This is a genomic window from Mesobacillus boroniphilus JCM 21738, from assembly GCF_000517385.1.
In the GTDB taxonomy this organism is placed as follows: Bacteria; Bacillota; Bacilli; order Bacillales; family Cytobacillaceae; genus Mesobacillus; species Mesobacillus boroniphilus.
Map to the genome: position 1 here is coordinate 1 of NZ_BAUW01000044.1, position 13,790 is coordinate 13,790.

At 45.0% G+C, this 13,790-nt stretch carries 4 protein-coding genes and 6 pseudogenes; 4 read left to right on the forward strand and 6 right to left on the reverse strand.

Features of this window, described 5'->3' with window-relative positions:
• Positions 1-213: 213 nt before the first annotated feature.
• The 6 genes and pseudogenes from JCM21738_RS12830 to JCM21738_RS12855 form a co-directional block, all read right to left on the reverse strand.
• A complete protein-coding gene (locus JCM21738_RS12830) occupies positions 214-1,077 on the reverse strand; it encodes a TetR/AcrR family transcriptional regulator (RefSeq protein WP_023625537.1) in 864 nt (287 codons plus the stop codon).
• Between the two features lie 131 nt (positions 1,078-1,208).
• A complete protein-coding gene (bcp, locus tag JCM21738_RS12835) occupies positions 1,209-1,676 on the reverse strand; it encodes a thioredoxin-dependent thiol peroxidase (protein WP_023625538.1) in 468 nt (155 codons plus the stop codon).
• Between the two features lie 77 nt (positions 1,677-1,753).
• The gene (locus tag JCM21738_RS12840) at positions 1,754-2,161 is read right to left on the reverse strand and encodes a potassium channel family protein (protein ID WP_023625539.1); all 408 of its coding nucleotides are present in this window, start codon (positions 2,159-2,161) and stop codon (positions 1,754-1,756) included.
• Positions 2,162-2,427: 266 nt separating this feature from the next.
• Positions 2,428-3,211, reverse strand: a pseudogene (locus JCM21738_RS12845) (ABC transporter permease).
• A gap of 3 nt (positions 3,212-3,214) precedes the next feature.
• Positions 3,215-4,005, reverse strand: a pseudogene (locus JCM21738_RS12850) (ABC transporter permease).
• Positions 3,998-5,012 (reverse strand): annotated as a pseudogene (locus JCM21738_RS12855) (ABC transporter ATP-binding protein). Before JCM21738_RS12855 ends, JCM21738_RS12850 begins: the two co-directional pseudogenes overlap by 8 nt.
• 118 nt (positions 5,013-5,130) lie before the next feature.
• On the opposite strand from JCM21738_RS12855, the gene JCM21738_RS12860 reads away from it, so the two are divergent.
• The 4 genes and pseudogenes from JCM21738_RS12860 to JCM21738_RS12875 all read left to right on the forward strand — a co-directional run bounded on the left by JCM21738_RS12860 (position 5,131) and on the right by JCM21738_RS12875 (position 13,757).
• Complete coding sequence (locus JCM21738_RS12860) at positions 5,131-5,871, forward strand: YqjF family protein (RefSeq protein ID WP_023625543.1); 741 nt, start codon at positions 5,131-5,133, stop codon at positions 5,869-5,871.
• Positions 5,872-5,984: 113 nt separating this feature from the next.
• Positions 5,985-7,279, forward strand: a pseudogene (locus JCM21738_RS12865) (glutamate-1-semialdehyde 2,1-aminomutase).
• 335 nt (positions 7,280-7,614) lie between these two features.
• Positions 7,615-12,088: pseudogene (locus JCM21738_RS12870) on the forward strand (glutamate synthase-related protein).
• A 585-nt stretch (positions 12,089-12,673) separates the two neighbouring features.
• A pseudogene (locus JCM21738_RS12875) lies at positions 12,674-13,757 on the forward strand (FUSC family protein).
• The last annotated feature ends 33 nt before the right edge of the window (positions 13,758-13,790 follow it).

Consider the following 13,790-nt stretch of genomic DNA (forward strand, 5'->3'; position numbering starts at 1 on the left):
CTCGAGGGGCTAGGCGCTGGAGCTAGATTAAGAATACTACATGTAGTTATCCACAACTAAATAAATTTTATAGTTTCCTAACCAATAAAAAAAGGCGGGCTGTTGTAGCCCGCTAAATCGTTTGAGGAGGTATGCCCTAATACAATGATATTCAGTTAGAGCTAAATTGAATGGACAGAAGCCTGTATTGATAAAAATAGGCGGCTAATTTTATCATTTCAGACCATAAAACTCTGCAACGGCCTCTCGGTAGACGTCCAGAGATTGTTCGTCCTTGAAGTTTGATAACATTCCCTGGATCACTGGAATCCGCGGCGAATCCCTTTCTACTTCACTTTCAAGCACATCCAGCGAAACATTCAAATCTTCGTTATTTTCAAGATTGGAAATCGAATGTTTCATCTGTTTGAGGATCGTTTTAATATCTTTGCCATCAGCAAGGAAGTATGCTTTTGTTTTATTAATAAGTTCTTTGACTTTTTCTTCGGAGGCTATTGGATTCTCTCTCTCCAGCCCATCCACAAGTGAGTCGACCCTTCTCAGAATATACCCCACTAATTCATCAATCTTGAAGCCGTCCGGATTGAATAGCAGCAGCTTCATATATGAGTTAAAAAATCCCTCAAGCATGAGAGCTAAGTCCCAAAGATGCGGTTCAGCTTTCTCTCCGTATATAGCGCGCAGACTGTTTTGATAATAAACTTGCGCTTCATAATATTTGCGGAACATCAATTCCTTTACCTCTTCATTCAAAGGAATCGCCTGTTCCCTTGATTGCATGATGATAAATTCTTTATGTTCAAGCATCGTATTGAATAACGCTGTAAGCTGCAAAGCGAATTTTTCTCTGGGAGACAGTTGTTCCTGTTCATACACTTCAAGCTTCTTTTCAATATAATCAAAGTAATATTCAAGGATCGCGATCAACAACGCATCCTTTGATTTGAAGTATAAATAGAATGCACCCTTGGAAATTCCGCTTTCTGAAACAATTTCCTGGATTGAGGTGGAAGCAAAACCTTTGGTCGCATAGAGCTTAATCGCTGCTTCAATTATCGCTTTTTCCTTTTCCTTCACCCTTAAGCCTCCCCAATTTTTAAAAATACGAATGAATGACTGACTGGTCATAGTTTGATTATCATACTCTATTATAGCTTATAACTATCTTCAATTCAGCAAAAAGACAGCCTCTCCTGGCTGTCTTCAGATTAAAGATTTTCTTTTATATATTGGAGGGCCTCTTCAACATGACCTTTCACTTTTACTTTTCGCCATTCCTTAACGAGATTGCCATTTTTATCAATGATGAAGGTTGAACGTTCAATTCCCATGTATTCCTTGCCAAAGTTCTTTTTCAGCTTCCAAACTTCGTAATCCTCGGCAGTTTTATGATCTTCATCAGCCAAAAGCAGGAAAGGCAAACCGTGCTTTTCAATGAATTTTTCATGGCGATTGATTGGGTCCTGACTGACACCAAGCACGACAGCATTCACTCCTCCGAAACTCTCATGACGATCCCTGAAATCACACGCTTCCGCCGTGCAGCCAGGAGTCATATCCTTCGGGTAAAAATAAAGCACTACATTCTTTCCTGCAAAATCAGAAAGCTTGACTGTTTCACCATTGCTGGCCGGCAGTTCAAATTCCGGGGCTTTTTCTCCAATTACTAATGCCATTATGTATCCCTCCAAAATTAGGTCTATTATCTTTAGCCTATCTAATTTTTGGTTTGAATACAAATCAAAGGAAAGCTTCATGATCGTTTTTGGTCAAACATGGCCCTCGTCACAAAGGCAGCTGGAATCGTGTAGCCAATAAGTGCTTCTAAAACAGCGATCGCCCTCCCTATTCCGACCGGTGCTATGTCGCCATACCCTACAGAAAAAAGCGTAATGGCACTGAAGTACAGGCTCGTGGACATCCTTTCGTAAGAGGAAACGCTGGGGCGCATGCTTATATCAGAAAGCACCCAAATACCCCTCAAATCCAGCAAATAATAAAGCAGCCCAAATCCAGCCATGACCGTCGCGTAGATTAGCGCCAGGGTGACGAAGTTCTCAAAGGAAACCTGTTTGCCTTTTATCTTGTGTGGGATGAATAATGTCCGCAGACTAAAAAATATAGCTAAAATAATTAATATAACAGAAATGTAAAATTGCATGTTCAAGCCTCATTTCCTGCTTCTCGCTTCGCTTCTCTCCCTTCACTATACGCTGGTGAAATCAAGAGTATGCAAGCAAGTCCATATAGCGGGATATGGCCTAGAAAGTTACTACCCGTTCGAAGTTGCCACTTCTTTTGACAGCTTTTCTCCTTCTCCTTTCAAACCTGTCTGAAGTTCCCCTTACTTTTGACAGCTTTTCTAAACCTGAACTGGCACAAAAAGACCGCAGCACGTTTACGGCTGCGGTCTTGCTGGTTATATATTCAGTTCCCTGCTCCCCGGTATCTTTTCACACCTTCATTCCAGATGAAAACAGACAGGCTGAAAAATACAAGCCCGATCACTGGTGTCAAAAAGGAGTAACCATACCACTCGTCACGTCCAAGGAAGTAAGCTGCCGGATAGACGCCGACGAAAGCGAAAGGCAAGATCCAGGTCAAGACAAACCGGATGACATTGTTATAAATATCCACAGGATAGCGTCCATAGTTGCCGATATTGTACATCATCGGCATGATTGAGGTCCGCGCATCGGCCCAGAAGCTGATGCAGGCGATCATCACGAATATACCGGCATATACTAGTACACCACCAAGAACGAACACAACGAACAACAGTGGGTCAGACCAGCTTACCTCAAGGCCAAGGCGGCTTCCGGCATAAAACATGACGGCCAGCCCGGTTACGGCCCCAAACAATGATTCAAGCTCCATCCTTTCAAGAATGATCTGGAACAGGCTGTGAATCGGCCTTGTCAGAATCCGGTCCAGCTCTCCTTTTACAATGTACCGTTCGTTGAAATCCCAAATATTGAAGAATGACGAAAAGAGGGCGTACGGCACCAGGAAAAATCCATAAATAAAGATGATTTCATCACGGCTCCAGCCGTTAAGGAATTCGGTATGGTTAAAGACTACCAGGATAAAAACCAGGTTGACGGCCTGGAACAATAAATCCGAAAAGATTTCAACCACCAAATCTGCGGTATTCAAGCCTAGTCTTCATATACTGGGCGACATACTGAAAAAACATGCTGATGTAAAACATTCGTCACCCTCCCTGTATAATCAGTTGTTTTTTGGCAATGACCCAAAGAATCTGGATCGGGATCACTAATACCAACACCCAAGCAGCCTGGATTAAAATCCTTCAACTGCCTGGCTCCCAGTAAAGCCATTCGTAAAAATCATGCTTGGAATATAGCTGATCCCCTGGAATGGCAGGAATCCCATGACTTCCTGCGCCCAGCCGGGAAAAAAGCTGATCGGCAGCAGCAAGCCTGAAAACAGGTCAATCAGGACACGCTTGGCCCGGATAAGGCCTGTATTATTATATAGAAAGAACGTGGTGATTCCTGTCAGCAGATTCAATTGTGTGTTGATGAAAAAGCTTAGCACAATCGAAATCGCGAACAATCCCCATGTCGCAGCATCCGCTGAGAACTCCATAGGGAATATCAAGGTAACAATGACCATGCCGGGCACCGAGAAGAAGAACAGCCTGAAGATCCCTTCACCTAGTCCCTGCATCGTTTTCATTCCGAGATAGTTATATGGCCTAATTAATTCAACTGCTACCTTGCCTTCCTTGATTTCCGCCGCCATTTCCCGGTCGATATTATTAAAATAAAATGCCCTGGCCATCCAGGCAACTGCCACATAGGTCGTCATTTGGATGGCACTCAGGCCTTCGATTTCACTTTTTCCGCCGTAAATCGCATTCCAGAGAAAGTAATAAGCCCCGATATTGATACTGTAGATCAAGATGCCTGTGTAGTAATTGGTCCTGTACGCCAGCATCATCAAAAATCGGATGCGGATCATTTCGATATATTTATCCATGCTGCAACATCCCTTTATCGTAGATATTGCGGATGATTTCTTCCGTGGATGGCTCATTGATTTTTAAATCCCTGACCTTATAGGCTGCTACCGTACGGGCGATCACCTGGGATACCGTTTCCTCATCATCGCCTGTCACCGCAGTGAAAATCTGTTTCCTTTCATCCAGCTCCCATTTGATATCAAGGTCTCCGGTTAAAGTTTCAAGATGGCTGATATCGGCCTTTTCAAGGAACTCAAAGCTGATTTCCTTTCCTTCGCCCCATTTCTCCTTCAGGCTTTTCAAAGCACCATCATAAATGATATTTCCTTCATCAAGCATGATGACCCGCTCGCATAACGCTTCGATATCGGTAAGATCATGGGTCGTAAGCAGGATTGTCGTGTTGTATTTTTCATTGATTTCCTTCAAAAACTCCCTGATTTTCAATTTTACAAGGACATCCAAACCAATGGTCGGCTCATCCAGGAAAAGAAGTGGTGGATTATGGATCAAGGCGGCCGCAAGCTCACAGCGCATCCTCTGTCCTAGCGAAAGCTTCCTTACAGGCTTATCAAGCAAAGGCTCAAGATCAAGAGTTTTTATGACATGATCCATGTGCTCGTTATACTGGGCGTCTGAAACTTTATAAACTTTTTTCAGCAGGCGGAAAGATTCCTGGACGGCAATGTCCCACCAGAGCTGGGAACGCTGTCCGAATACGACGCCGATCGTCTGGACAAATCTTTCCCTTTCCTTATGAGGATTCATTCCGTTCACGATGACACTCCCGGAAGTTGGCGTCAGGATCCCTGTCAGCATTTTGATCGTCGTCGATTTCCCGGCTCCATTCTCACCGATGTAGCGACCATCTCTCCCTGTTTGACGTTAAAACTAATATCGTTTACCGCCGGTACTATTTTATAATTGCGTGTAAAAAGGTCGCGGAATGCCCCCGATAAACCGGACCGGCTTGAATAAGCTTGAATTCCTTCCGCAGCCCGTTCACTTCAATGGCGTTCATGATTATTTCCTCCTTTGGTCACTCAAACAGTTTAGCCAATCCTCACGGCTAAAACAAATGCTATGCCTGATTACCCTTGGCTGTTCGAGGGTATTTTAACCGGAAAAAGGAGGAATGTTGAATGAACAAGGAATTGCTGGTCCAAAGCCACCGTCCCTATCCTTTGCCAGATATGAACTGGATGATGACACAGGAATGGCATCATACTTTATTTGTACACTGGCCAGTTCCCCTTTCTTCATTAAAAGAGCATGTTCCTCGAGAGCTGCAAATCGACACTTTTGAAGGCTGCGCCTGGATTGGGATTGTACCTTTCCAGGTCAAGAACACAAGAGGAAGGTTTACGCCATTGATTCCGGGCGTTAGTTCTTACCTGGAGGTAAATGTGAGGACATATGTAAAATACGGCGGCAGGACAGGTGTCTATTTCTTTTCGCTGGATGCCAATCACTTGCTTGCAGTTCTGGGAGCAAAGGCAGTATTCGGCTTAAATTATAAACAAGCAAACATCAGGTTTGAGGAACAGAACCACTTTGAGATGACTTCTACCCGTGTCCAAGCTTCTGCTGGTATCGCAAAAGTGGAGCTGCGATATATACCAGAAACTCAGGTGTTCTTCGCAGAACCAGGGACATTGGAGCATTGGCTCACTGAAAGGTATTGTCTGTGGACAAAACGCGGCAGCAAACTCATACGCGGAGACATCCATCACACAAGATGGGAACTCCAAAGGGCCCAGGCTGAGATATCACAGGAAATGCTCATTCCTTTTTTACATCAAGAGTATCTAACACAGCAGCCCCTTCTGCATTACACAAAATACAAAAAGGCCTTTTTCTGGCCGCCAAAGCTCGAAAAGTAGTTCACAGCTTTTCAAGTTTTTTATTCTCTGAAAATGAACGAAAAGTGAAACAATCTGTAAAAATAAGAAAAAATGATAAAATAGAAAAGCAGTTACATATAGGAGGTTTTACGATGCAAAGAACGAATTCTGAGCGACTACATAGCGAAGCTCTTGAACATATCGTAGGCGGTGTCAATAGTCCATCCCGTTCGTATAAGGCGGTCGGCGGCGGAGCACCTATCGTGATGGAGCGTGCCAGGGTGCCTACTTCTGGGATGTGGACGGCAATCAATATATTGATTATTTAGCAGCATATGGCCCAATCATTACTGGTCATGCTCACCCACATATTACAGAAGCAATCAAAAGGGCCGCTGAGACCGGCGTCCTTTACGGAACACCGACTCCGCATGAAGTCAAATTCGCCAAAATGCTGAAGGAAGCAATGCCGGCACTTGATAAAGTGCGCTTTGTCAACTCTGGTACAGAGGCAGTGATGACGACGATTCGTGTGGCGCGTGCCTACACAGGACGGGATAAAATCATCAAATTCGCAGGCTGCTACCATGGCCATTCTGATTTGGTACTAGTTGCAGCGGGCTCTGGACCATCTACACTTGGAACTCCAGACTCAGCGGGTGTCCCAAAAAGCATCGCCCAGGAGGTCATCACAGTACCATTCAATGATATTGAACCATTTAAGGAAGCTCTTGAAAAATGGGGCGGCCAGATCGCAGCTGTTTTAGTGGAGCCGATTGTCGGCAACTTCGGAATCGTTGAGCCTAAACCCGGCTTTTTAGAAGAAGTGAAGGAGCTTACCCATCAGGCTGGCTCGCTGATCATTTTCGATGAAGTCATCACTGCTTTCCGTTTTATGTATGGTGGAGCACAAGACATGCTGGGTATTACTCCAGATTTGACAGCTATGGGCAAAATCATTGGCGGCGGCCTTCCTATCGGCGCTTACGGCGGACGTGCAGAAGTCATGGAAAAGGTTGCACCACTTGGGCCTGCTTATCAGGCTGGAACGATGGCTGGAAACCCGGCTTCCATTCTTTCAGGCATCGCTTGCCTTGAGGTCCTTAAACAGGATGGTGTCTATGAGTATCTCGACCAGCTCGGCGCGATGCTTGAGGAAGGTATCACCACTTCAGCAAGCAAGCATGGCATCCCTATTACGATTAATCGCCTTAAAGGTGCCCTGACCATCTATTTTACAACCGAAAAAATCGAGAATTATGAGCAGGCAGAAAACACTGATGGTGAAATGTTCGCCCGCTTCTTCAATCTGATGCTTGAGCAAGGAATCAACCTCGCACCTTCAAAATATGAAGCTTGGTTCGTGACCATCGCCCATTCCCAGGAAGATATCGAAGCAACCCTGCATGCAGTTGACCAGGCATTTTATTCAATGGCTAATGAATAAATATACAAATCTTTATACATAACAGGTGTCAGTTTGGCGCCTGTTATTTTTATCACTCAAAATGAAACCGTTTACATTCTAAGGTGTATTTTATTACTATCTTTATTTTTGTAATAATCCTCCATCCAAATCAGTGTATAATTAATTGATTTCTGAAAATTCTTATGATATGATTGCTATTAATATTTTAAAATTCGCCATTCAAGTGGCTGCTTAAAATCCCTGCTTTAAATTCCCGTCTTAGAGTTACACCCTCATGTACCAAGCTATCAAACAACAAATCATAGATTATTTTTTCAGGAGGTGAAACGGCTTAAAAGACCCTTTATAAGCCGATTTTTATGAAAACACAATGGAACCCTTCCCAATTTAGAGACTTTTCAAGATTTGAACACGATGCGTGCGGGATTGTTGCCAGCATTGAAAAAAAGAAAATACCTACGCGCGAAAATATTTTCCACTGTATCAACGGCCTGGTCACGATGAACCACCGAGCTGGTTTTATCAATGGTGAAGGAGACGGCGTTGGTGTGCATATCGACATTCCACGTGTGCTCTGGAAGGAAAAGCTTACTGAAGCAGGTGCAGATGTTAGTGCTGCTGATAATGAAAACTTCGTCGTCGGACATGTTTTTATTACAAGATCTGAGCAGGCAAAAGCGATTCAGGATGAGCTTGAGGCAAAGCTTACACAGCAGGGCATGAAGCTGATTTTTTCATCGGTGGATGTCACTGATTCCGGAGCGCTCGGCCCGATTGCAATTCAGGAGAACCCTGTATTCTGGCAGTTCGCATGCCTTGCAAACGTAACAGGACAGGATCTTTCCAGCAAATTGTTTAATATGATCGTAGATTTCGAGCAAAATGATCAGGTTCATGTGGCCTCCCTTAGCCAATACCACGCTGTTTATAAGGTAATGGGGCTGGAGACATCCTGCCGAAGTACTATCATGACCTGGCAAGTCCAATTGTTGCATCCACTATGACACTTGGGCACAACCGCTATTCAACTAATACTCTATCAAGCTTTTTCCGTGTCCAGCCGTTTAGCGTCCTTGGCCATAACGGTGAAATTAATACAATTGCAAGACTCCGTGATGAAGCGCGCATGGTCAATGTTCCGCTCGTAAAAGACGGCAGTGACTCACAGGACCTTAGCCGTACACTTGAAACGTTTATTTGTCGTGACGGATATTCATTGTTTGAGGCGATGGACATGATGTTCCCGCCAATCATTAATGAAATCAAAGCTTATCCGGAACATTTGCAAGATTTATATACTTATATACGCGAAGCATGGGGCCATTTCGCCCAGGGACCTGCTGGCATCATTTCACGCTTTGCTGATGAAGCAGTATTCAGTGTAGACGCACTAGGCTTGCGTCCGCTTTGGATGGTAGACACAGAGAGCTCTTACCTATTTTCATCAGAGCCGGGAATCATCTCGTCAACCGAGTACACAGGTGATCCAAAGCCTCTTGCACCAGGCGAGAAGGTTGGCCTGAAGTGGAATGGCGACACAATTGAAGTGTTTGAAATGGAACAATTCCAGGGTGAAGTTTACAAGCGTTTTTCTGATCGCCTTGCTTTCCAGGAAGCCCGTCATCGCCTAGGCGGTCCACTGCTTGGCAAAACGGTTACAATGACATATCCGGAGAAAATCCATAACGGACAGTATAAAGCATTTGGCTGGGAGCGTGACCACGTTCAGCTTGTCGAACAGATGGCTGAAAAAGGCGCGGAGCCAATCCGCTCGCTTGGACACGATGCTCCACTTGCCGCGATGAATCCGGAACGGAGGAATATCGCAGATTTTATAAAAGAAAGTGTTGCTGTCGTAACGAATCCCGCAATAGACCGCGATCGTGAAGCAGAACATTTCTCGACCAGGACTGTACTTGGCAAGCGCCCTTCCCTTTTCAGCAAATCCGAGACAGGGAAAGTCGTAGAATTGATCACTCCTCTTCTTGTAGAAGGAAAGGCAGGCTGCGAGGTTTCTTTGCAAACTGGTCAGCCAAGCATGGACCAGGTCATTCAGTGCTACCAGGATGATAAACTTGCAGCGTATCTGGAAACAGTCTTCCATAATGATGAAACTGTTAAAGAAGCCCTTGAAAGGCTTGCTGCTGAGGCGATTGCTGCTGTTAAGGATGGCAAAACCCTGCTTGTTCTTGATGACGCAATGGCCCATCAGGAAAATGCACTGTGGCTCGATCCGCACCTTGTCGTTTCGGCGATCGATCAGGCTCTTGTAAAAGAAGCTTGCGCCGCGACTGCTCACTCCTGCTGCGTTCTGCTTCATTAAGATCGCTGCATGATATCATTGTTGCCCTTGGTTTGGGTGCAGACGCAGTCAGCCCTTACTATATGTTCATGACCGTGCTTGATGAGTCTGTCAAGCCGCTCGTTAATCTATACAGTGCCCTGACGAAAGGCCTTGAAAAAGTCACTTCAACTATTGGTATCCATGAATTGCGAGGATACGGACGTTTATTCTCAAGCATAGGTCTGAACGAAGAAGTAGCAGATTATTTAGTGGTCGTGAACTTCTTTGGTTCTAATGAACTTGCATACAATTTCGAAGCAATGAAAGAAGATGCATTAAAAAGAGCAGAAGATTTCCAGAACGAAAAGGAGCGGATCGGCAAGATATTCCACCTCTTCCCTCGTATCTGGAAGGCGATTGGCGAAGTTGCTTCTACAGGAGATTATAGCGTCTACCGTGAGAAAATTACCGAACAGGAAGCTAGTAATCCGACAACGATCCGCCATTTGACTAGGTTGAAAAAGGCTGAGACATTAGTTTCGCCTGAGGAAGTTGAAATTGGTGTCGGAGACCACAGCCTGCCGTTTGTCATCGCATCGATGTCTTTCGGATCACAAAACGAGATTGCGTTTCGCGCTTATGCAGAAGGTGCCGACCGCCTGAACATGATCAGCATGAACGGAGAGGGCGGCGAAATAAAGGATATGCTTGGCAAGTACCCGCGTACGCGCGGCCAGCAGGTTGCATCCGGACGTTTCGGAGTCAATGCTGAATTGCTGAATTCGTCCAACCTTCTGGAAATCAAAATTGGCCAGGGCGCAAAGCCTGGTGAAGGCGGACACCTTCCTGGTTCGAAGGTTACGGCTAAAATCGCAGAAGCAAGGAATGCGACAATTGGATCAGATTTAATTTCACCATCAAATAACCATGATATCTATTCAATCGAAGACCTTGCACAAATGATCCACGAGTTGAAGACAGCCAATGACCAGGCTCGCGTTGCCGTTAAGGTTCCTGTTGTTCCGAATATCGGTACGATAGCAGTTGGCATTGCGAAAGCAGGAGCGGACATCATCACATTGAGCGGCTTCGACGGCGGTACTGGTGCTGCCCGTATCCATGCTCTTCAATATGTCGGCCTCCCGGCTGAAATTGGCATCAAAGCCGCACATAACGCCCTGCTTGAAGCAGGATTGCGCGACAGTGTCGAGCTCTGGGCTGACGGCGGCGTGAAGAGTGCTCAGGATGTCATTAAATACATGCTTCTTGGAGCAAACCGCGTCGGCTTCGGGACACTGTCCATGCTTGCGATCGGCTGTACAACATGCCGCGGCTGCCATCTTGACACATGCCATGTCGGTATCGCGACGCAAATCGATTCGGAGGCACAAGCAAAGGAACATGGACTGCGCCGTTTCGTACCGCGCCAGTTCGACCAAGCCGTCCAGGGCATCATGAATCTGTTCACTGCTTTTGGCAACGAGCTTAAATCCCTCGCTGCATCCGCAGGCATCAAAAACCTGCAGGAAGCAGTCGGGCGCTCAGATTTGCTGGAACAAATCAAAGGCAATGACTTGCTTGATTTAACATATTTATTGAAGCCACTTGAGATTGGCCAAATCATGCATCAAAAAGAAGCTGCCGCTTCCCTTGCTTCTGCACAGCTTCAGGTTGCTGCAGGCGCTGAATATCTTGATGCTGTCGACGAGGAGCTTCATCAGTCACGTGAATTCCAGGCTGTAACTGCCGAGCAGCGCGTTCTTGCCAGCAGGGTTTCATGCCACAGGGTTCGCGGACGTCTGGATGGTTCCTACAGAAAGCTGCAGCCGCTCACGCTCCGTTACAAAGGCTCCATCCTGGGTAATGGACTTGGCGCTTACAACACGGACGGCATTAACATTGAAATTGACGGCGGCGGCCAGGATGGAGTCGGCAAGACTTCATTCGGCGGTACAATTTTAATCGCAAAATCGCCTGGCAAGGACGGTGGATTCTACAACGGTTATGTCGGTAAAGGCTTCGGTTACGGAGCTCAAAAAGGCTTGCTCGTAGCACAGGGCAATGCAGATGCTCGTGCTGGAATCCGTTTATCAGGTGCTGATATGATTATCGGCGGCCTTGTGAAAAAGCCAATTCCTGAAAAAGAATTCGGCAATATCGGAACAAATGCAAATATCAAAGGCTTCGCTTTTGAATACATGACAAACGGCCGCGGATTGGTTCTCGGCGATCCGGGACCTTGGATTTGCGCAGGCATGACAGGCGGTGTCGTTTACCTGAGACACCAGCCGGAGATGGGACTGACTAAAGAAGCCATCGCCCGCCGAGTCGCCAAAGGCGCCAATGTATCCATCGAGACGCTATCAGCAAAAGGCATCTCGGATGTAAAAGAATTGCTGGCCAACTACATTGAAATGGTTAAAAACCATGGCCAGGAAAGCGAAGCTGCTGACCTCGCCCTTCTACTGGAACACCCAGAAGATCACTTCATCCAAGTCGTTCCTGTTAAAGAGCAGGCAGACCCAGCAGTATCAACAGAATAATTTTAAGTTAGTGGCCCCGCTGAAACGGGGCCATTTATTTTTCTTAGTATGATTTTTAAAATAAGTAACCTCCTGTGGAATTTTATTAGATTTTCGTTCCAGGCGCTCTGGAAAAAGTAATTTATGCAGATTTTATTAGCCAGAATTGAGGTCTAATCATGAGAAAGGGCTCATAGGAAGATTCTATAAGCCGAATTGAGGTCTGATCATGAAAAAGGCTCATAGACAGATTCTATAAGCCAGAATTGAGATCTAATCATGAGAACGGGCTCATAGACAGATTCTATAAGCCCGTATTGAGGTCTGATCTTGAAAAGGGCTCATAGACAGATTCTATAAGCCCGTATTGAATATATTCCCCCTGGTCAAGAATATCCGTCAATAATTCTGGAATAAGCGGACTTCCAGTCTAATAGACTTGTAACCACTTACATTTAAAACAGGCTTGTTTTTCGTTAAATTGTCGCTTGAACTTATTGGCTTTCCGTTGTATAGTACATAATTGTTTAGTTTTAAACAAAATGGTTTAAAGTAGTAATTAATGAATGAGATTTTCTGTCTCTGAATGAAAGGAATTCACTTCCCATGAAACTTGGTGCCCGCATACTGAAAACGGGAATTGCCATTACACTTGCACTATTTTTATCGCATATTTTTGATCTTCCTTCACCGGTATTTGCCGGAATCGCTGCGATTTTTGCCCTGCAGCCAACTGTATACCGCTCTTATCAATCAATCATTGAACATATCCAGGGCAATCTGATTGGAGCCGCTACCGCTGTTTTATTCGTTATGGCGTTCGGCAACAGCATTTTCATAATCGGCCTAGCCGCAGTACTTGTTATTACTTTGAACCTTAAGCTGAAACTGGGTAACACAATATCGCTTTCTCTTGTTACATTGATTGCGATCATGGAGACACCTGGTGATGATTTCATCCAGTTCGCGCTGATCAGGTTCTCGACAATCATGCTTGGGGTTGTATCGGCATTCATTGTGAACCTTGTGTTCCTCCCGCCAAAGTATGAAAATAAGTTGTATTACAAGAGTTCTATTTTATCAGAGGAAATTACGAAGTGGATCAGGCTGAGCACACGTCACGCTTCAGAGCATCAGCTCCTGAAGGCAGATATAGAAAAACTCCGCGAAGGCATCATCAAGCTGGATCAGCTATATATGATGTATAAGGAAGAACGAGATTATTTTAAAAAAAAATACACTTGCAAAATCACGAAAGCTTGTCATTTACAGGCAAATGATCAACACGGTAAAAAAATCACTCGAAACGTTAAAAAGACTTCACCGCTATGAGAATGAATTCAATCAGCTTCCTGTTGAATTTCAGGAAGTTATCCAGCATCAGCTTGATTGCCTGATAAATCACAATGAGCAGGTGATGCTTAAGTACGTTGGCAAAGTAAAGCCTGAAGCATCCTATATTGAGGGTGAGGTCTGCCTGAACAAAGAGCAGCTGTTTGAATTATTTTTAGCGCAAAGAAATGACCTGGCTCAAACGAACAGCCAAATGCTCTATCATGTCATGCAGCTCGTGTCGATCATCATGGAATATGGCGAGCAGGTCGAGCACCTGGATACCCTCGTATCCAGCTTCCAGTCCTATCATAAAGATGATAGCAATGTAACGATTGAACAAAATACGGAAATTTAAAAGCAGCTGGGTTATCAGCTGCTTTTTCTTTTT

Coding starts and splice junctions, on each gene's coding strand:
- bcp (WP_023625538.1), bottom strand. CDS start 1,676: ATGGCATTAGTAATTGGAGAAAAAGCCCCGGAATTTGAACTGCCGGCC.
- JCM21738_RS12840 (WP_023625539.1), bottom strand. CDS start 2,161: ATGCAATTTTACATTTCTGTTATATTAATTATTTTAGCTATATTTTTT.
- JCM21738_RS12860 (WP_023625543.1), top strand. CDS start 5,131: ATGAACAAGGAATTGCTGGTCCAAAGCCACCGTCCCTATCCTTTGCCA.